The organism is Phyllobacterium myrsinacearum, from assembly GCF_014138285.1.
Classification (GTDB): Bacteria; Pseudomonadota; Alphaproteobacteria; order Rhizobiales; family Rhizobiaceae; genus Phyllobacterium; species Phyllobacterium myrsinacearum_A.
Map to the genome: position 1 here is coordinate 1,186,083 of NZ_JACGXN010000001.1, position 19,030 is coordinate 1,205,112.

The window sequence follows — 19,030 nt, forward strand, 5'->3', positions numbered from 1 at the left end:
CAGTGTCTTCAAAGGTAAGCATTTCGTTTATAGCAAATACACGCTATAGCGTGCGGCCATCATTCATAAAGTCGTGTTCATGAGCGCAGACCTGAAACTGGAACAGATCGTCAGTCCGACCAAACTTCACAATCAATTTGAAGATCTGGTCAAGGCGGCAAAGAAACAAGGCGCCGCTTCCGTCAATCGCAATGACGTGCTGCAGCTCTTGAAAGAGACACTTGGTTCGGGTCGCAAGACCGCCGAGGAGATGTTGAAGAAAGACGGACGCGGCACACGCTGCTCCGTGCGCCTGTCCTATCTCATGGACCAGATCATCTCCGCGCTTTACGACTTTGCCATCACCCACATCTACCACTCGGTCAATCCGTCCTCGGCAGAGCGCATGACCGTGGTCGCCGTCGGCGGGTACGGACGCGGCGGCCTGGCACCGGGTTCCGACATCGATCTCCTGTTCCTCCTGCCCTACAAGCAGACGCCGTGGGGCGAACAGGTGGTCGAGTACATCCTTTACATGCTGTGGGACATGGGCCTGAAGGTCGGCCACGCCACGCGCAATCTCGACGAATCCATTCGCCAGTCGCTCGCCGACATGACGATCCGTACCAGCATTCTCGAAGCGCGCTATGTCTGCGGTAATGACGAGCTCTTCACCACGCTGGTGCGCCGCTTCGAAACGGAAGTCGTCAAGGGAACAGGACCGGCCTTCATTGAAGCCAAGCTGACTGAGCGTAACGAACGGCACCGCAAGGCGGGCGCGACGCGCTATCTGGTGGAGCCAAACGTCAAGGAAGGCAAAGGCGGCCAGCGCGATCTGCACACGCTGTTCTGGATCGCCAAATATTATTACCACGTCAAAACCAGCGACGAACTGGTCAAGCTTGGCGTGTTATCCCGCGCTGAGCACAATATTTTCCGCAAGGCCGAAGACCTTTTATGGGCCGTGCGCTGCCATATGCACTTCTATACGGGCAAGGCGGAAGAGCGGCTGTCCTTTGACATCCAGAGCGAAATTGCGCAGCGGCTCGGCTATACGGCCCATCCCGGCCAGCGTGATGTTGAACGCTTCATGAAGCACTACTTCCTCGTGGCAAAAGAAGTGGGCGATCTCACCCGCATCATCTGTGCGGCGCTGGAAGAAGAACAGGCAAAGCACGTTCCCGGATTCAACCGGATTTTCCTTACGTTCTCACGGCGCAAGCGCAAGTTGCCGGGTACATCGGATTTTGTCGTCGACAACCATCGCATTACGATCGCCAATGAAGGGGTTTTCCATAAGGACCCCGTCAATCTCATTCGTCTGTTTCATCTGGCGGATGTGCACGGCCTTGAGCTTCATCCCGACGCGATGCAACTGGTCACCCGTTCCCTGTCGCTGATCAAGGCGGAACTTCGCGAGAACCCTGAAGCCAACAGCCTGTTCCTTGAAATCCTGACCTCCGAGCGCAATCCCGAACTCATCCTGCGGCGCATGAATGAATCCGGTGTGCTCGGCAAGTTTATCCCGGATTTTGGCAAGGTCGTCGCAATGATGCAGTTCAACATGTATCATCACTATACGGTCGACGAGCATCTGCTGCGTTGCATTGCCGTGTTGTCGGAGATTGATCACGGCGACCTCAGCAATGAGCACCCTTTGGCCAACCAGATCATGCCTGCCCTGAAAAAGGACCGGAAACTCCTCTACGTCGCCCTTTTGCTGCATGACATCGCAAAGGGCCGCCCGGAGGATCATTCCCTTGCCGGCGCCCGCATTGCCAAGCGCGTCTGCCCGCGTCTGGGCCTCTCCAAGTCCGATACGGAAACCGTATCGTGGCTGGTTGAACAGCATCTGACCATGAGCATGGTGGCACAATCCCGCGATCTCAATGACCGCAAGACCATCGAAGATTTTGCCGAAATCGTCCAGACACTCGACCGGATGAAACTGCTCCTGATTCTCACTGTCTGCGATATCAAGGCGGTGGGTCCGGGTGTATGGAACGGTTGGAAGGGCCAGCTATTGCGCACTCTGTTCTACGAAACAGAGCTGATGCTGACTGGCGGCTTCTCGGAAGTGTCGCGCAAGGAACGCACCGACCACGCCCGGGCGCAGCTTGAGCATGCCCTGTCATCCTGGCCGCAGGTCGAGCGCCAGTCCTATCTTGCCCTGCACTACCAGAACTATCTCCTGACAGTCAGTCTGGATGACCAGATTCGTCACGCCAATTTCGTGCGCGAATCCGACAGTTCGGAAAAGACACTGGCGACTATGGTCAAAACGCATGATTTCGAAGGCGTCACCGAAATTACGGTACTTTCGCCCGATCATCCACGCCTTCTGTCGATCATCGCCGGAGCCTGTGCTGCCGCAGGCGCCAATATTGTCGATGCGCAGATTTTCACCACCAGTGACGGCCGGGCGCTGGATACGATCCTGATCAGCCGCGAATTCCCGACCGATGATGACGAGCGCCGCCGCGCCATGCGGGTTGGCCGCCTGATCGAAGACGTACTTTCCGGCAAATCCTATCTGCCCGAAATGCTGGCATCGCGCACCAAGCCAAAACGCGCGGTCAAGGCGTTCCGCATTACGCCACGCGTCGAAATCAACAACACGCTGTCAAACAAGTTCACCGTCATCGAGGTTGAGGGGCTGGACCGTCCAGGCCTGCTCTCGGAGATAACAGGCGTCATTTCCGATCTGTCACTCGACATTGCCTCGGCGCATGTGACGACGTTCGGTGAAAAGGTCATCGACGTGTTCTATGTCACCGATCTCGTCGGCCATCAGATCACCAATTCCGCCCGGCAAACACGTATCCGCAAGAAAATGCTCACCTTGTTCGGCGAAGGCGACATCACCACGGCACAGCCACAGCGGCAAAATTTCCTTTTGTCGGCAGAATAGGTTCAGCACCCATGTTTATTCGGAATCTGGAACAGATATGAGTCTGGTCAAAAAATTCGCGACGGTCGCCTCCGGCACCCTGATGAGCCGTGTTTTCGGGCTGACCCGCGAAATGCTGATGGCGGCAGCTCTCGGCACAGGTCCGGTGGCCGACGCGTTCAATGCCGCTTTCCGTTTTCCCAACACGTTTCGCCGGCTGTTTGCCGAAGGTGCATTCAACGCAGCCTTCGTTCCGCTGTTCGCCAAGGAGATCGAGGCGAACGGCATGGAGGGCGCAAAGCGCTTTTCCGAGGAAGTATTTGGCGTTCTCTTCACTGTCTTGATGGCACTGACCATCCTGATGGAACTGTCGATGCCGCTGATCGTGCGCACGGTAATCGCGCCGGGCTTTCTCGACGACCCGGTTAAGTTCGGCAATACGGTATCGATGGCGATCATCATGTTTCCCTACCTCGCCTGCATGTCGCTGGCGGCCATGATGAGCGGGATGCTGAATTCATTGCATCGCTATTTTGCCGCTGCCGTCGCTCCGGTTTTTCTCAACGTTATCCTGATCGGCGTGCTCGCCTATGCCTGGTACAAAGGTCATGACGGCATCACGATCGGCTATGGCCTCTCCTGGGGCGTCATGGCGGCCGGATTGGTGCAATTGGCCATCGTCTGGTTTGCCGTGCGCAATGCAGGCATTTCCATCGGCTTCCGGCTGCCGCATTTCACGCCAAACGTACGGCGCCTGCTCGTGCTCGCCCTGCCCGCCGCCATCACAGGCGGCATCACCCAGATCAATCTTCTTGTGAACACCAACATTGCCTCTGGCCGCGAAGGCGCCGTGACCTCGCTCGCCAATGCGGACCGGGTCTACCAACTCCCACTCGGCGTGGTGGGCATTGCCGTTGCAACCGTGCTGCTGCCTGAGCTCGCGCGGGCTCTGCGCTCCGGCAATCTCAAGGAAGCGGGCAGCCTGCAGAACCGTTCGGTTGAGTTCATTCTGTTTCTGACGCTGCCGGCGGCGGCGGCGCTGCTCGTCATGTCCGAGCCGATCATCCGCCTCCTGCTGGAGCGCGGCGAATTCACCGTCGAATCGACGCGGCGCGTGTCCAACATTCTTGCAGTCTACGGCCTTGGCCTACCCGCCTTCGTGCTGATCAAGGCTTTCATTCCCGGTTTCTTTGCCCGCGAAGACACCAGAACACCCATGATCTTTGCGGCGGTTTCCGTGGTCATCAATGTCAGCATGGCGCTGACCCTGTTTCCGCTGATGGCGGAAACCGGTATTGCCACGGCCGAAGTGACGGCCGGGTGGGTCAATGCCATTCTCCTCTTCGTCACACTGGTGTGGCGGGGGCATTGGGGGCGGGATATTCCGCTGCTCACACGCATTCCACGCCTGATCTTTTCCGCGGCAGCGATGGCTCTTGTCCTGTACTACGCAATCCAATGGGCGGCGCCCTATCTCGCCTCCCATACGCCTGTGCATGTGCAGGCGCCTGTCGTCTTTGGCTTGATCCTCCTGTCGATGGTTGTCTATTTCCTGCTGGCCTTTGCCACCGGCGGGGCGAGCTTCGGCATGATCCGCCGCAATGTGAAACGTGGCTCCAAAACACCCGCCGCGCCGCCGGAGGATCCTGCAGCATGAGCCGGCACATCGGCATGGTCACCCTGGTCGTCCGCGATTATGACGAAGCTATTGCGTGGTACACGGGGGTGCTCGGTTTTTCGCTGGTGAGCAATACCGCCCTGTCGCCAACGAAGCGCTGGGTTGTTGTCGCGCCTGAAAAGGATGGAGCAAAAATCCTGCTCGCGCAGGCTGACGATGATGTGCAAATGGCCAGCATCGGCAATCAGACCGGCGGGCGGGTTGCCTTGTTTCTCCATACCGACGATTTCGCCGGGGATCACGCAGTGATGGTGAAAAGCGGCGTGCATTTTCTCGAAGAACCGCGCCATGAAGCCTATGGCAGCGTCGCGGTGTTTGAAGACCTTTACGGCAACACATGGGATCTTCTGCAGCTCAAATAGCCTGTGCGGCCCCGATAAGACTTGAATAGAGCGCCCTGCTCTGCCAAAACCTCCTCTCCATTGCCATCGGGTCCGAACGACCCGATCCCCGAATGATCAAGGACTGTCCATGAGCACGTTTGAGCCGCTCGTCTTTTCCGGTGTCCAGCCGACCGGTAATCTGCATCTCGGTAATTATCTGGGAGCAGTGCGGCGTTGGGTTGCCTTGCAGGAAAACAACAACTGCATTTACTGCGTGGTTGACCAGCATGCCATCACGCAGGCTGTTTCCGTCTGGGGTGGTCCCGCCGAGCTGCAGCGCAACACACGTGAAGTGACTGCTGCGTTCCTTGCGGCCGGCATCGACGCCGAAAAGCATATTGTCTTCAACCAGAGCCGCGTGCGCCAGCATGCCGAGCTTGCCTGGGTATTCAATTGCATCGCGCGCATGGGCTGGCTGAACCGCATGACCCAGTTCAAGGACAAGGCAGGCAAGGACCGCGAGAACGCCTCGGTCGGCCTCTTCGCCTACCCCAACCTGATGGCCGCCGATATCCTTGTCTATCGCGCAACCCATGTGCCGGTCGGTGAGGACCAGAAGCAGCATCTGGAATTGACGCGCGACATCGCCCAGAAGTTCAACACGGACTTTTCTGATCGCATTGCCGAACTCGGCCTCGGTGTCGAGACGCAGTCCGGCGACGAAACGATCCAGAGCTTCTTCCCGTTGACCGAACCTGTTATCGGCGGTCCCGCTGCACGCGTGATGAGCCTGCGCGACGGCACGAAGAAGATGTCGAAATCCGATCCGTCTGATCTGTCGCGCATCAATCTGACCGACGACGAGGACACGATTTCGAAGAAGATCCGCAAGGCAAAGACGGATTCCGAGCCTTTGCCATCGGATATCGAAGGTCTGAAGGAACGGCCGGAAGCCGACAATCTCGTCGGCATCTATGCTGCCCTGACCGATACAGACAAAGAGGGCGTCATCCGGGATTTCGGCGGCCAGCAGTTCTCCGTATTCAAGCCGGCACTCGCCGACCTTGCCGTGGCGAAGCTTGCGCCGATTGCCAGCCAGATGCGCCGCCTTTCGGCCGATACGACCTATATCGATTCTGTCCTGAAAAATGGCGGCGAGCGGGCAAGTGTGCTGGCGGAGAAGACGATGCGCAACGTGCGTGATATTGTCGGTTTTTTGCAGGACTAGGATCAACAGCCAGGACAAGTTGAACAGATGGTATCAAGACGTCTCAGCCGCGAAGCTGGCCACCGCCGAAAGTTTCTGGCGGTTATCGACGAAACACCGGAGTGCGAGCGGGCGGTTGCCTATGCCTCGCGCCGTGCCAAGACCACGAATGGTGTGCTGGTCCTGCTTTTTGTCATCGACTCCGCCGATTTCCAGCAGTTTCTGGGCGTCGAGCAGATCATGCGGGCAGAAGCCGAAGAACGGGCCCATTCAACATTGAACAAGTTTGCGGCCTCAGTGCGGGAAACCATCAATATCGAATCTGAGCTTGTGGTGCGGGAAGGCATTACATCCGAACAGATCCAGAAGCTCATCGAGGAAGATCAGGACATTGCCATTCTGGTTCTGGCCGCCGGTTCCGGCAAAGATGGACCCGGACCGCTGGTTCAGGCGCTGGCCGGGCGCGAGTCCTTTTCCATTCCGGTCACCGTTGTGCCCTACAATCTTTCCAACGAGGACATTGACGCAATTACGTGATTGCACCTTGAAACCGTGATACAATCTTGCCTTGAAGAGAATGGCCGAAAGGCCTATATGCCTTTGAACAGTTCTAAACTAGAAACACGCGAGATCCGCCATGTTCATTCAGACCGAAGCAACGCCCAACCCGGCGACCTTGAAATTCCTGCCCGGCAAGGTTGTGCTTGAGGAAGGCACCGCTGATTTCCGCGATGCGGCGACGGCTTCGGAAGCATCGTTGCTTGCGGCCAAGATTTTTGCCGTTCCCGGTGTGACCGGCGTGTTCTTCGGTTACGATTTCGTGACCGTTACCAAGGCTGAAGGTCCGGAATGGCAGCATCTGAAGCCAGCCATTCTCGGCGCGATCATGGAGCACTTCATGTCCGGCGCACCTGTCATGGCCAGCGCGACATCAATTGCGGCAACAGCCCAGCTGGAAGGCGATGGCGAGTTTTTCGACACCGCAGACACCGAAATCGTCGACACGATCAAGGAACTGCTGGAGACTCGTGTGCGCCCTGCCGTTGCGCAGGACGGCGGCGATATCACCTTCCGCGGCTTTGAGAACGGCACTGTTTACCTGCACATGAAGGGTGCCTGCTCCGGCTGCCCGTCTTCGACCGCAACGTTGAAGCACGGTATCCAGAACCTCTTGAAGCATTTCGTGCCGGAAGTTCAGCAGGTTGAAGCGATCTAAACCGCTTTCAGAAATTGCTACAGGAAAGGCCGCTTGATGCGGCCTTTTTGTTGTCTCAGCGGCTTTCACTGCCAGGGATTGACAATCGCCAGTCCGCAATCGGCAAAATCCTTCACATTCCTCGTCGCCAGCTTCGCGCCTCTGGATTGCACGATGGCCGCAATCTGCGCATCGAACTGGCTGATCGATTTTCCCGCCCGGCGTCGTTCTGAAAAGATATCCGGATAGGCTGCTGCAGCTGAACCATCGAAGGACAGAATGCGATCGGCGAAATCGTCACTGAACATAAGTCTGGCCATATCTGCCAAAGCAGATTTGCGTTTTCCTTCCGAAAGCAGCGACAGGCCATACAAAATTTCCGCCTGTGTGATTGTGGTCGTGAACAATGAGACCGCAGGTTGTTCTGCGAGCCACTGCGCTACCCGCACATCAGGTTCAAGCTTCATCATTTCTGAAATAACGTTTGTATCGAGGACAATCATTCGCTGAAATCAATGGGGTTGCGGGCCGCTTCCCGCGGCGCCATGGGCAAGTCAACACCACCCAACGGTTTGAAGCGGCTGTGAATTGCATCGGCAAGATTGGCGGGTGCAGCGGATTCTTTTGAGAGCGCCGCCCGCAAGATATCGCGTGCCTCGTCTTCCATGGATTTGCCATGCTGCGCGGCCTGAACCCGCAGCCGTGTTTTCAGTTGTTCGTCCAGATTTCGGATCATCATGCTGGCCATCAACATCTCCATTCATCAGTGATTGCATATTAATCAATGATTGCATTACATTCAATGATGATAAATTTTCGTTGACCTTCTGAAAACACGCAGCCCCGCATTGCGGGGCTGTTTCGAAAGCTCTTATCTGTTGAACGTCAGTTCGCAGCACCCGGTCCGGGGATTGCGCCGGGCGGGCATTTGCCGAGGATGATCATGCCAAGCACTTCATCCTCGGTAACATCGCCCACCTTGGCGGTGCCGACCACCTGACCGTTCTTCATGACGGCTACCCTGTCCGCCAGATGAAACACATCGTGGATGTCATGGCTGATCAGGAATATGCCGATGCCTTCGCTCTTCAGCTGCTTGATCAGTTCGCCTACCTGCGCGGTTTCCTGTGGCCCGAGTGCGGCTGTTGGTTCGTCCATGATCAGGATGCGCGCATTGAACAGGATCGCCCGGGCAATCGCCACGGACTGACGCTGTCCGCCTGACAGAGCCTTCACGGGGTCCTTGAAACGCTGGAAACGCGGGTTGAGACGACCCATCACTTCGCGCGCGCTGTGCTCCATGGCCACGTCATCAAGCGTACCCCAGGGTGTCATCAGTTCGCGGCCGAGATAGAGATTGGCGGCCGTGTCGACATTATCGGCCAGAGCCAGCGTCTGGTAGATCGTCTCAATGCCGTAACCCTTGGCATCGCGCGGGTTGCTGATCGAAGCTTCCTCGCCATTGACCTTGATCGTGCCGCTATCCCGCTTGTAAGCGCCAGACAGGATTTTGATCAGCGTCGATTTCCCTGCCCCGTTGTGGCCGAGCAGGGCCACGACTTCGCCGGGGTAGAGATTGACGGAGGCACCATCAACCGCGCGGATACCACCGAACGCAATCGAGATATTGTCCATGTCGATGAGAGGTGTCTGTGTATTGGTCATAATCTTTCCTCCCTCAAGCCGTGCGGCGGCGATAGACCGTGTCGAGCCAGACAGCGATCACGAGCACAATACCGACAACGATGTTTTGCAGTGGCGTATCGAGGCCAAGCAGCACCATGCCCGAACTTAACGACTGCATGAGCAGTGCGCCGATCATTGCTCCGGCAATGGTACCGACGCCACCGGCGAGCGATGTTCCGCCAATAACAGCAGCGGCGATGGTGAGAAGCTCGTCGAGCGTGCCCTGCGCATTGGTTGCGGAATTGAGGCGCGCTGTCGAAATCGCACCGGCAATGGCGCAAAGAATACCCATGATGATGAAAATCTTCATGGTGACCCAGCGCGTGTTGATGCCTGCAAGATCGGCAGCTTCTGGATTGCCCCCCATGGCGAAGACATAGCGGCCAAAGCGGGTACGCGTGGTTACGAATGTCATGATGATACCGGTGGCAACAGCGATCAGAACCGGAATGGCGATGCCATAGGAGATGAACAGACCTCCATCGGGAATGGCAATGTTGTTGGTCTCCGCATATTTGCGCACGATGCCGATGGGCCAGTAGTAGGCGTCGGCCAGCGCCACGGCGCCCAGCACGAGACCGCAACTGATGGCAGCCATGAACACTTCCGCCCAAACCGGACGGCGCGGGAAGTTGAACCGCTTACGCTGACGGCGGCTGTTGACCACCATGATGATGATGGCAATGCAGGCGATGACGCCGACAACCCAGCTCCATGTGGCACCGATCGACCCTTCGGGGCCGCCACCCATGAGGCGGAAGGTCGAGTCCATCGGCGCAACCGTGCGGCCCGATGTGACCAGCCATGCAGCACCGCGCCAGACGAGAAGGCCGCCAAGGGTAACAATAAACGCGGGAACGCCGAGAAAGGCGATGACAAATCCTTGAAAGCCACCGATGACAGCACCGACGATGATACCGGCGACGAGCGCTACGATCCAGGTTGCAGGATGCTCAAAACCGATGAGCTGCGGCAGAATTTCCGCCTGCAGCACACCCATGACCATGCCGACAAAGCCGAGGATGGAGCCAACCGAAAGATCGATGTTGCGGGTGACGATGATCAGCACCATGCCTGTCGCCATAACGGCAATGGACGATGTCTGCACCGAGAGATTCCACAGATTGCGTGGTGTGAGGAACTGGCCGCCGGAGAAAATCTGGAATGCAACCCAGATGATAACCAGTGCACCGACCATGCCAAGAAGGCGGGTATCAAGCTCGGTGGCCTTGAAAAATCGGGCAACAAAGCCCAGTTCGGAGGCACGGGCCCGGTCAATACTGACTGCCGGATCACTCATTTTATTCTCCCCAGTTTCAGGTTCTTTTTAAAACGCCGCCGGTCCAGTGGACCAGCGGCGCTCAACTCTAACAGATTATCTCAGGCTTACTTGCAGGCCGCGACCGAACCGGCCTTGACGCCCTGGCAAACAACATCCTTCTTCACCCAACCCGCATCGATGATGACGTTGAGGTTGTCCTTGGTAATCGGAACAGGCGTGAGGAACACGGCATTGACCTCAACCTTGTTCGCGCCGCCAGCAAATTTCTGGACATTCGGGATTTCAGTCATTTTCTTGCCATCGGCCAGCGCAGCAGCAATGCCTGCGGCTTCCTTGCCCAATTCACGCGAGTCTTTCCAGATCGATACGGTCTGGGTTCCAAGCGCAATGCGGTTCAAGGCGGCGAAATCGGCGTCCTGACCGGAGACAGGAACCGTACCGGCAAGACCCTGCGCCTGCAGGGCGGCAATCGCACCACCGGCAGTACCGTCATTGGCGGCAACGACAGCGTCGATCTTGTTGTCGTTCTTGGTCAGGAACTGTTCCATGTTCTTCTGGGCATTGGCTGGCAGCCAGCCGTCCGTATAGGCCTCACCGACATTCTTGATCTTGCCGGAAGCGATCGCATCTTTCAGAACTTCCTGCGCTCCGGAGAAGAGGAAATCGGCATTCGGGTCAGCCGAGCTGCCTTTGATGAAGGCATAATTGCCTTCCGGCTTCACAGCCAGAACGCCACGTGCCTGCATGCGGCCGACTTCCTTGTTGTCGAAGGTGATGTAGAACGCATCCTTGTTTTCGATCAGGCGGTCATAACCGACGACCGGAATGCCCTCAGCCACAGCCTTTTCGACAGCCGGGCCGATGGCGCTGGAATCCTGCGCGAGAATGATCAGCGCATTGGCACCCTGGGCGATCAGGCTTTCAACATCGGTCAGCTGCTTGGAAGCGGAAGACTGCGCATCGGCGGAAATATACTTGTCGCCGTTGGCTTCCAGTGCCTTCTTGATGGCTGCTTCATCCGTCTTCCAGCGCTCTTCCTGAAAGTTGGACCAGGACACGCCAATGATCTTGTCCTTTGCCAGCGCGGGGCCGGTCAAAGAGACAGCAAGAACAACGCCCGCCAAAGCGGTTGCGTATTTTTTCATGATAATCCTCCCAGTGCACATGGCACGTTAATCCCTTCGGATGCCTGGCCTTTCACCTCCGGCCAACCATCCAAACCTCTTTATTTCGAGGCTCGAAAAAAATAGTGACTTAATTTGATTTCCATGTCAACATAGAATCTGATCTGCTAAGTTATTGCATTGCAACAATATTTTTGCATCGCATCAAAAAAAGATTTCGGGAGGAGATCGTTTGTTGATAGATGAGATAGCTCGGCCGGACGATGTCCGACGCCAGAATCGCAGGCTTGTGCTGGCTGCTCTGCGTGGCCATGATCTCCTGTCACGCACCGATATCGTGGCACAAACCGGCCTGAGTGCATCGACGGTTTCAGCCATCACAACGGCACTGATTGCCGAAGGCATCATCAACGAAAGCCGTGATGGTGACGTCACGGCCAATCGCCGTGGCCGTCCGCAGGTGGCGCTGACGCTCAATCCGGAAATCGCAACGATTGCCACGGTCGAACTGGCGCTCAATCTCGCACACACGGTGCTGTTTGATTACAAAGGACAGGTGATTGCCGAAGAAATCCGGCGCATTCCCACGCTGGATGCGACAACCGATGATCTTTTGCGCTCGATCGGTGAAATGCTTGACACTCTGCTCGCCACGATGCCAGCCAATGCAGGCAAGCTGATGCATATTTCGATGGGCGTTCAGGGTGTTACCGATGCTGCCAGCGCGACCATGCTCTGGTCACCGATCACGCCCGATATCAATGTGGCGTTCGGCGAAATCCTCTCCGCGCGATATGGCGTCAGTGTTGCGGTTGCCAATGATTGCAGCATGATCGCGGAGGCGCTTCGCTGGACCGATCCGGAACATTACGCCGAAGATTTTGCCGCCATCCTGCTATCGCATGGTATCGGAATGGGCCTTTATCTCAAGGGCAAGCCGTTTCTGGGAGTGCAGTCCTCCGGTGCCGAATTCGGCCATATGCTGCATGCACCCAATGGCGCTCTGTGTCGGTGTGGGCGGCATGGCTGCATCGAGGCCTATGCCAGTGACTACGCGATTCTGCGCAAGACGGCAGGGCTGGATGAAAAATCTCAACCCGCGCAGGATGTGGATGCGATGACCTTCAACAACGTTGCGGATCGTGCCCGCGCCGGGGAAGGAGTGGAGCGGGAGGCGTTCCGCAAGGCTGGGCAGGCCATCGGTTCGGGGCTACGCAGTCTCTTTTCGCTGATTGATCCCATTCCCATAGCGCTTGTCGGACCCGGTGCCGGTGTTTTTGACCTCATCGAAGCGGATATCAGGGAAATCGTGTCCGGTACAACCGGCTGGGGCGGCAAGCCCGATCTGACGATCCGCTGTTACCCCGATGAGCATCCGCTCATCCTGCAGGGCTGCATGATGACGTCATTGCTGCACCTCGACACCCAGCTTTTCGCTCCAGGCGATCTGCGTGAAACGCCGTTCCGGCGCGTGATCTAGTTTCGTATTTCAGAAGGATTTCCCATGTATCTCGGTCTCGATTTAGGCACATCCGGCGTGAAAGCGCTGTTGATTGACGATAATCAATCCGTCATTGGCTCCGGCACAGGAACGCTGGATGTCTCGCGGCCGCATTCCGGCTGGTCGGAACAGGACCCCGCACACTGGATACGCGCGACCGACGATGCAATTTCAGCGCTGAAGGCCAGCCATCCGAAGCAACTCGCGGCAGTCAAGGGCATAGGCCTTTCCGGCCAGATGCACGGTGCAACACTCCTTGACGGCAACGACAAGGTGCTCCGGCCCTGCATGCTGTGGAATGACACGCGCAGTCATGCGGAAGCTGCCGAACTCGACGGCAATCCGATCTTCCGTGCGCTGAGCGGCAATATTGTCTTTCCCGGATTTACCGCGCCGAAAGTGGTCTGGGTCAGGAACAACGAGCCGGAGATTTTCGCCAAGCTGCGTCGGGTACTGCTGCCGAAGGACTATTTGCGGCTATGGCTGACGGGCGAACACGTCTCCGAAATGTCCGATGCAGCAGGCACATCGTGGCTTGATGTCGGCACACGCACATGGTCGGACGACCTGCTCAGCGCATCGGGACTGGATAGAAGCTACATGCCCTCCCTCGTCGAAGGCACTGATGTCTCAGGCACGCTGAAGGCCGATCTGGCTGCGCGCTGGGGCATGCGCAACCAGGTTGTCGTTGCCGGTGGCGCCGGTGACAATGCTGCGTCTGCCTGCGGCATGGGCATCGTGGCGGAAGGCCATGCCTTTGTTTCACTCGGCACATCAGGGGTGCTTTTCGCCGCCAACAATGCCTATCTGCCGAACCCGGCAAGCGCGGTTCACACCTTCTGCCACGCTCTTCCGGGTACATGGCACCAGATGGGTGTGATCCTCTCCGCCACCGATGCGCTCAACTGGTATGCAGGGATCACCGCGCGCAAGCCAGCTGAATTGACCGATGAGCTGGGTGATACATTGCGGGCGCCTTCCGGTGTTACCTTCCTGCCCTATCTTTCGGGTGAACGCACCCCGCTCAACGATTCCGCCATCCGCGGCTCGTTCCAGGGGCTGGAGCATTCCAGCGACAGGGCAAGCCTGACACAGGCAGTCCTTGAGGGCGTCGCCTTTGCCTTCCGCGATTGCCTGCATGCGCTCGCCAGTGCAGGCACGAAGCTTGACCGTGTGACGGCTGTTGGGGGCGGTTCCCGTTCCATGTACTGGCTGAAAGCCATTGCCACAGCTCTCGACATTCCCGTCGATGTTCCCGCTGACGGAGATTTCGGCGCAGCGTTCGGTGCCGCAAGGCTCGGCCTGATCGCGGCAGAAAAGGCTGATCCCCGCGCTATCTGTGCGCAACCGGCAACGGAAAAAACCATTGAGCCTGACAAGTCTCTCACTGAAGATTTCGACGCCGCCTACCGGCGGTACCACAACCTCTATCCAGCATTAAAGGGAGTTCAATCATGAGCAGCGGATTTTTTGGTGATATCAAACCAGTCAAGTATGAGGGGCCGGACAGCACCAATCCGCTTGCCTATCGTTTTTACAATCCCGAAGAGCTGATCAATGGCAAGCGTATGGAAGATCACCTGCGCTTTGCCGTCGCCTACTGGCATTCCTTCACCTGGCCGGGCGGTGATCCCTTTGGCGGCCAGACATTCGAGCGCCCCTGGTTCAATGATACGATGGAAGGGGCAAAACTGAAGGCCGATGTGGCTTTCGAAATGTTCTCGCTGCTGGGCGCACCCTATTTCTGCTTCCACGACGCGGACGTCCGTCCGGAAGGCGAGACTCTGGCCGAAAGCAACAAGCGCCTCTACGAGATTGCTGACTATTTCTCGGGCAAGATGGAAAAGACCGGGACAAAGCTGCTCTGGGGCACCGCCAATCTTTTCTCCAATCGGCGTTACATGTCCGGCGCGGCCACCAATCCCGACCCCGATGTTTTTGCCTATGCGGCAGCGACGGTCAAAACCTGCATCGACGTAACGCAGAAACTCAAGGGCGAAAACTATGTACTCTGGGGCGGCCGCGAAGGCTACGAGACCCTGCTGAACACCGACATGAAGCGTGAACTCGACCAGATGGGCCGTTTCCTCAGCCTCGTCGTCGACTACAAGCACAAGATCGGCTTCAAGGGTGCGATCCTCATCGAGCCGAAGCCGCAGGAACCGACAAAGCATCAATACGACTACGATGCGGCGACGGTCTATGGCTTCCTCAAGCGCTTTGGCCTTGAGAATGAGGTGAAGGTCAATCTCGAACAGGGCCACGCCATTCTTGCCGGTCATTCTTTCGAACATGAGCTGGCGACCGCCGCTGCACTTGGCATTTTCGGTTCAATCGATATGAACCGCAATGATTACCAGTCCGGCTGGGATACGGATCAGTTCCCCAACAATGTACCCGAGGTGGCGCTTGCCTATTATGAAATCCTGAAAGCCGGCGGCTTCACCACGGGCGGCACCAACTTCGACTCGAAACTGCGCCGCCAGTCCCTTGACCCGCAGGATCTGCTGATCGCCCATATCGGCGGCATGGATACCTGCGCGCGCGGCCTCAAGGCAGCGGCCAAAATGATCGAGGACAAGGCCCTCACCGGCTTTGTCGAAGAGCGCTATGCGGGTTGGTCCAAGTCTGACGCACAGGCCATGCTGTCGGGTAAACTGTCACTCGAAGACATTGCCAAGCATGTGGAGGACAAAAAGATCCAGCCGCAGCCGCGCTCCGGTCGTCAGGAATATCTGGAGAATGTGGTCAACCGCTACGTTTGACGAAGTGAGCATTTCGCCCCCTCTGTCCTGTCGGACATCTCCCCCACAAAGGGGGAGATCAGCCCTCACTACGATTTTAAACAGTTCTGAGACGTTGCAATATAACTGAAAGTATCGATGTCAATGTGATCTCCCCTTGTGGGGGAGATGCCCAACAGGGCAGAGGGGGGTGAGAGCCTCCCCCTCCTTCAAGACTCAGACGTGCTGGCCACCATTGATGTGAATTTCCGAGCCGGTCACATAGGATGATGCCTCGGAACACAGGAAATAGATCGTCTCGGCAACCTCGGCGGTTTTGCCGAGACGGCGCAGCGGCAGGTGCTCCACCAACTTGTCTGTGCCCGGCGAAAGGATTGCCGTATCGATCTCGCCCGGTGCAATTGCATTGACGCGGATACCATGCGGACCGAAATCCGAGGCCATTTCGCGGGTCAGGGATGCCAACGCAGCTTTTGAGGTTGCATAGGCCGTCCCGGCGAAAGGATGTACGCGGCTTCCGGCGATGGACGTCACGTTGACGATCGAACCTTTCCCGGCAGCCAGTTCATTGAACAGGCCACGGGCCAGCATGATCGGCGCGAAGAAATTCACCTGAAACACCGTGGCCCATGTGTGCATGGGTGTTTCGATCGAATCGAGCCGGTCTCCGCCGGTGTTCTTTGGTGAAATACCGGCATTGTTGATGAGTGCGTGCAGCTTGCCGCCTTCAACTTCCAACCGTTGACGGATTTCCGATACTGCATGATCAACGTCTGCCTGATCGGCAAGATCAACCTTGATGTGATCATCAGGGCCAGCCGGCCACGGGCAGTCGTCGGAAAAATCCTGCCTCGAACAGGTGATGACGCGCCAGCCGGCGCGGGAAAACCGTTTGACCGTCGCATGGCCGATACCGCGGCTTGCGCCAGTCAGAACAAGGACTTTGCGTGCTTCATCGCTACTCATGGGAATTCTCCGTTTGCATCAGCCATAGAGCAAGCGGCAATCAAAGGGAACTGGTTCCGCCTTCATTTCGGCGTGCGCACCGGCGCAGTTCTGTGAAATGCGCGGATATTCAGCTGGCCCGGTTGATCCACCAGAGCGAAGCAAATATCGTGACCGAAATTTGGGGAGAAAGCATGAACGGATACATCCTCGCGATCGATCAGGGCACCACATCGAGCCGCGCCATCATCTTTGACAAGAACCGCAAGGTGGTCGGAAAAAGCCAGCAGGAATTCACCCAGATCTACCCTCAATCCGGCTGGGTGGAGCACGATCCGGAAGAAATCTGGCAATCCGTCCTCAGCACCTGTCAGGTGGCAATCGAGAATGCCAAGATTCAGGCGGGTGATGTCGCTGCCATCGGCATTACCAATCAGCGGGAAACGGTCATTGTCTGGGACAAGGCCACCGGCAAGCCCATACACAATGCCATTGTATGGCAGGACCGTCGTACCGCCCCTCTCTGCCAGAAGCTGAAAAAGCAGGGACTGGAAAAGAAATTCACCAAAAAGACCGGCCTGTTGCTTGATCCCTACTTTTCCGGCACCAAGCTTGCATGGATTCTCGACAAGGTGCCCGGCGCGCGCAAGCGGGCAGCCAATGGCGAACTGCTGTTCGGAACTGTCGACTGCTTCCTGATCTGGCGCCTTACCGGCGGCAAGGTGCATGCGACCGATGCCACGAATGCCTCGCGCACGCTGTTGTTCAACATTGCCACGAATGAATGGGATGATGAACTTCTGGAAATCCTGCGCGTTCCGCGTGCCATGCTGCCTGACGTCAAGGATTGCGCCGCCAATTACGGTTCTGCCGAAGCGGAGTTGCTCGGCGCCAACATTCCCATCCTCGGCGTTGCGGGCGACCAGCATGCGGCGACCATCGGGCAGGCCTGCTTCGAGCCGGGCATGTTCAAATCCACCTATGGTACCGGCTGCTTTGCGCTTCTTAACACCGGCAGCGACATGGTTCTCTCAAAGAACCGCCTGCTGACAACCATTGCCTACCGTTTGAACGGCAAGACGACCTATGCGCTGGAAGGCTCGATCTTCATTGCCGGTGCCGCGGTGCAGTGGCTGCGCGACGGATTGAAGATTATTGGTTCGGCACCCGAAACGGGCAAGCTCGCCGATCAGGCGGATCCAAGCCAGAATGTCTATCTGGTGCCGGCTTTCGTCGGCCTCGGTGCCCCGCATTGGGATGCGGAGGCACGCGGCGCCATCTATGGCCTCACCCGCAATTCCGGCCCGGCCGAATTTGCCCGTGCCGCACTGGAATCGGTCGCCTATCAGACACGCGACCTGCTTGATGCCATGCGCAAGGACTGGAAATCGTCAGACACGAAAACCGTGCTGCGTGTCGATGGAGGCATGGTGGCCTCGGATTGGACGATGCAGCGCCTCGCCGACATCCTCGATGCTCCGGTCGACCGCCCGACAATTCTCGAAACCACCGCACTTGGTGCTGCATGGCTTGCGGGATCGAAGGCCGGAATCTGGCCGAACCGCCGCGAGTTCTCGAAAACGTGGGAACGCGACATGCGCTTTACGCCTGTCATGGACGAGAAGACCCGCAAGGCCAAGATTGCCGGCTGGAAGGTCGCGGTAAAACGGACATTGACGAATTAGGCAACGATGCTCAGGCGAAGCTGGATGTCTTCAGAAATTCGGCCAGGCGCTCGCTCTTGGGTTTGTGGAACATATCGCGTGGATTGCCCTCCTCGCCGATGAGACCCTGATTCATGAAGATCACCCGATTCGACACTTCGTAGGCGAACCGCATCTCATGGGTGACAAGCAGCATGCTCATGCCGTCCTGCGCGAGGGTCTTGATCACCTGCAGCACCTCGTTCACCAGCTCAGGATCAAGTGCCGATGTGACTTCATCAAAGAGCATCAGCCGGGGATTCATGGCAATGGCCCGGGCGATAGCGACACGTTGCTGCTGGCCGCCGGACAATTGCCCCGGAAAATGATCGGCACGGGCAAGCAGCCCGACGCGATCCAGCCATTTCTCCGAAACGGCGCGCGCCTCGTCCTTATCCAGCTTCTTGACCTTGATCAGGCCAAGCATGACATTGCGGACAGCGCTCATATGCGGGAAGAGATTGAACTGCTGGAAGGCCATGCCTGTCAGTGCACGCTGGCGGGCAATCTCTTTCTCCTTTTTGCGGCGGCGCTGTGTGCCAGCCATCTCATAACCGATTTCTTCCCCGTCAATACTGATCGAACCGCTTTGAAACTCCTCCAGCATATTGATACAGCGCAGCATCGTGGTCTTGCCGGATCCGCTTGACCCGATGATACTGACCACATCCCCCTGCTGCATGGTGCAGTCGACGCCTTTCAGGACCTCGACGTCGCCGTAACTCTTATGCAGGTCCCGGATTTCGAGAAGATTGTTTGGCATCCCGGAATCC

At 57.4% G+C, this 19,030-nt stretch carries 17 protein-coding genes; 10 read left to right on the top strand and 7 right to left on the bottom strand.

Translation table 11 applies throughout. From position 1 onward, the window contains the following. Positions 1 to 79 precede the first annotated feature (79 nt). The 6 genes from FHW16_RS05905 (at position 80) to FHW16_RS05930 (ending at position 7,293) form a co-directional block, all read left to right on the top strand. Positions 80 to 2,890, top strand: coding sequence for a [protein-PII] uridylyltransferase (locus FHW16_RS05905; protein ID WP_182548177.1), 2,811 nt, complete (start codon positions 80 to 82; stop codon positions 2,888 to 2,890). A 37-nt stretch (positions 2,891 to 2,927) separates the two neighbouring features. Further along, the gene (murJ, locus tag FHW16_RS05910; protein ID WP_182548178.1) at positions 2,928 to 4,526 is read left to right on the top strand and encodes a murein biosynthesis integral membrane protein MurJ; all 1,599 of its coding nucleotides are present in this window, start codon (positions 2,928 to 2,930) and stop codon (positions 4,524 to 4,526) included. Further along, complete coding sequence (locus tag FHW16_RS05915; RefSeq protein ID WP_182548179.1) at positions 4,523 to 4,909, top strand: VOC family protein; 387 nt, start codon at positions 4,523 to 4,525, stop codon at positions 4,907 to 4,909. Before murJ ends, FHW16_RS05915 begins: the two co-directional genes overlap by 4 nt. Positions 4,910 to 5,018: 109 nt before the next feature. Beyond that, positions 5,019 to 6,098: a tryptophan--tRNA ligase gene (trpS, locus tag FHW16_RS05920; protein WP_182548180.1), complete on the top strand. Its 1,080-nt coding sequence runs from the start codon at positions 5,019 to 5,021 to the stop codon at positions 6,096 to 6,098. A gap of 27 nt (positions 6,099 to 6,125) precedes the next feature. Further along, positions 6,126 to 6,614: a universal stress protein gene (locus tag FHW16_RS05925; RefSeq protein ID WP_091878892.1), complete on the top strand. Its 489-nt coding sequence runs from the start codon at positions 6,126 to 6,128 to the stop codon at positions 6,612 to 6,614. A gap of 100 nt (positions 6,615 to 6,714) precedes the next feature. Further along, entirely contained in the window at positions 6,715 to 7,293 is a 579-nt protein-coding gene (locus tag FHW16_RS05930) for a NifU family protein (RefSeq protein WP_182548181.1), read from the top strand. A 65-nt stretch (positions 7,294 to 7,358) separates the two neighbouring features. Here FHW16_RS05930 and FHW16_RS05935 read toward each other — a convergent pair whose 3' ends face one another. The 5 genes from FHW16_RS05935 to xylF all read right to left on the bottom strand — a co-directional run bounded on the left by FHW16_RS05935 (position 7,359) and on the right by xylF (position 11,385). Beyond that, positions 7,359 to 7,775, bottom strand: coding sequence for a type II toxin-antitoxin system VapC family toxin (locus FHW16_RS05935; RefSeq protein ID WP_182548182.1), 417 nt, complete (start codon positions 7,773 to 7,775; stop codon positions 7,359 to 7,361). Next, on the bottom strand, positions 7,772 to 8,020 hold the full coding sequence (locus FHW16_RS05940) for a FitA-like ribbon-helix-helix domain-containing protein (RefSeq protein ID WP_182548183.1): 249 nt from the start codon (positions 8,018 to 8,020) through the stop codon (positions 7,772 to 7,774). Before FHW16_RS05940 ends, FHW16_RS05935 begins: the two co-directional genes overlap by 4 nt. A 137-nt stretch (positions 8,021 to 8,157) precedes the next feature. Beyond that, positions 8,158 to 8,937, bottom strand: coding sequence for an ATP-binding cassette domain-containing protein (locus FHW16_RS05945; RefSeq protein ID WP_182548184.1), 780 nt, complete (start codon positions 8,935 to 8,937; stop codon positions 8,158 to 8,160). A gap of 13 nt (positions 8,938 to 8,950) precedes the next feature. Continuing rightward, positions 8,951 to 10,258 carry a sugar ABC transporter permease gene (locus FHW16_RS05950; RefSeq protein ID WP_182548185.1) on the bottom strand — a complete coding sequence of 436 codons (1,308 nt, stop codon included), beginning with the start codon at positions 10,256 to 10,258 and terminating at the stop codon, positions 8,951 to 8,953. Between the two features lie 86 nt (positions 10,259 to 10,344). Next, positions 10,345 to 11,385, bottom strand: a complete 1,041-nt coding sequence (xylF, locus tag FHW16_RS05955) for a D-xylose ABC transporter substrate-binding protein (protein ID WP_182548186.1) — start codon at positions 11,383 to 11,385, stop codon at positions 10,345 to 10,347. A gap of 214 nt (positions 11,386 to 11,599) precedes the next feature. Here xylF and FHW16_RS05960 point away from each other — a divergent pair, with 214 nt between their 5' ends. Genes FHW16_RS05960 through xylA form a run of 3 tightly spaced genes read left to right on the top strand, consistent with a single transcriptional unit; the run spans position 11,600 to position 15,630 of the window. Continuing rightward, positions 11,600 to 12,844 (top strand): ROK family transcriptional regulator, encoded by a 1,245-nt coding sequence (locus tag FHW16_RS05960; RefSeq protein ID WP_182548187.1) that lies wholly within the window; start codon positions 11,600 to 11,602, stop codon positions 12,842 to 12,844. A gap of 24 nt (positions 12,845 to 12,868) precedes the next feature. Continuing rightward, complete coding sequence (gene xylB, locus FHW16_RS05965; RefSeq protein ID WP_182548188.1) at positions 12,869 to 14,323, top strand: xylulokinase; 1,455 nt, start codon at positions 12,869 to 12,871, stop codon at positions 14,321 to 14,323. Next, complete coding sequence (gene xylA, locus FHW16_RS05970; protein ID WP_182548189.1) at positions 14,320 to 15,630, top strand: xylose isomerase; 1,311 nt, start codon at positions 14,320 to 14,322, stop codon at positions 15,628 to 15,630. Before xylB ends, xylA begins: the two co-directional genes overlap by 4 nt. Positions 15,631 to 15,825: 195 nt before the next feature. Here the strand turns inward: xylA and FHW16_RS05975 are convergent, their stop codons facing one another. Continuing rightward, positions 15,826 to 16,575, bottom strand: a complete 750-nt coding sequence (locus FHW16_RS05975; RefSeq protein ID WP_182548190.1) for an SDR family NAD(P)-dependent oxidoreductase — start codon at positions 16,573 to 16,575, stop codon at positions 15,826 to 15,828. A 173-nt stretch (positions 16,576 to 16,748) separates the two neighbouring features. Here FHW16_RS05975 and glpK point away from each other — a divergent pair, with 173 nt between their 5' ends. After that, positions 16,749 to 18,239, top strand: coding sequence for a glycerol kinase GlpK (gene glpK, locus FHW16_RS05980; RefSeq protein ID WP_182548191.1), 1,491 nt, complete (start codon positions 16,749 to 16,751; stop codon positions 18,237 to 18,239). Positions 18,240 to 18,249: 10 nt separating this feature from the next. Here the strand turns inward: glpK and FHW16_RS05985 are convergent, their stop codons facing one another. After that, on the bottom strand, positions 18,250 to 19,020 hold the full coding sequence (locus FHW16_RS05985; protein ID WP_182548192.1) for an amino acid ABC transporter ATP-binding protein: 771 nt from the start codon (positions 19,018 to 19,020) through the stop codon (positions 18,250 to 18,252). Positions 19,021 to 19,030: the final 10 nt, after the last annotated feature.

Coding starts and splice junctions, on each gene's coding strand:
- trpS (WP_182548180.1), top strand. CDS start 5,019: ATGAGCACGTTTGAGCCGCTCGTCTTTTCCGGTGTCCAGCCGACCGGT.
- FHW16_RS05950 (WP_182548185.1), bottom strand. CDS start 10,258: ATGAGTGATCCGGCAGTCAGTATTGACCGGGCCCGTGCCTCCGAACTG.
- murJ (WP_182548178.1), top strand. CDS start 2,928: ATGAGTCTGGTCAAAAAATTCGCGACGGTCGCCTCCGGCACCCTGATG.
- FHW16_RS05975 (WP_182548190.1), bottom strand. CDS start 16,575: ATGAGTAGCGATGAAGCACGCAAAGTCCTTGTTCTGACTGGCGCAAGC.
- xylA (WP_182548189.1), top strand. CDS start 14,320: ATGAGCAGCGGATTTTTTGGTGATATCAAACCAGTCAAGTATGAGGGG.
- FHW16_RS05930 (WP_182548181.1), top strand. CDS start 6,715: ATGTTCATTCAGACCGAAGCAACGCCCAACCCGGCGACCTTGAAATTC.
- FHW16_RS05905 (WP_182548177.1), top strand. CDS start 80: ATGAGCGCAGACCTGAAACTGGAACAGATCGTCAGTCCGACCAAACTT.
- FHW16_RS05915 (WP_182548179.1), top strand. CDS start 4,523: ATGAGCCGGCACATCGGCATGGTCACCCTGGTCGTCCGCGATTATGAC.
- xylF (WP_182548186.1), bottom strand. CDS start 11,385: ATGAAAAAATACGCAACCGCTTTGGCGGGCGTTGTTCTTGCTGTCTCT.
- xylB (WP_182548188.1), top strand. CDS start 12,869: ATGTATCTCGGTCTCGATTTAGGCACATCCGGCGTGAAAGCGCTGTTG.
- FHW16_RS05925 (WP_091878892.1), top strand. CDS start 6,126: ATGGTATCAAGACGTCTCAGCCGCGAAGCTGGCCACCGCCGAAAGTTT.
- FHW16_RS05985 (WP_182548192.1), bottom strand. CDS start 19,020: ATGCCAAACAATCTTCTCGAAATCCGGGACCTGCATAAGAGTTACGGC.
- FHW16_RS05935 (WP_182548182.1), bottom strand. CDS start 7,775: ATGATTGTCCTCGATACAAACGTTATTTCAGAAATGATGAAGCTTGAA.
- FHW16_RS05945 (WP_182548184.1), bottom strand. CDS start 8,937: ATGACCAATACACAGACACCTCTCATCGACATGGACAATATCTCGATT.
- glpK (WP_182548191.1), top strand. CDS start 16,749: ATGAACGGATACATCCTCGCGATCGATCAGGGCACCACATCGAGCCGC.
- FHW16_RS05940 (WP_182548183.1), bottom strand. CDS start 8,020: ATGGCCAGCATGATGATCCGAAATCTGGACGAACAACTGAAAACACGG.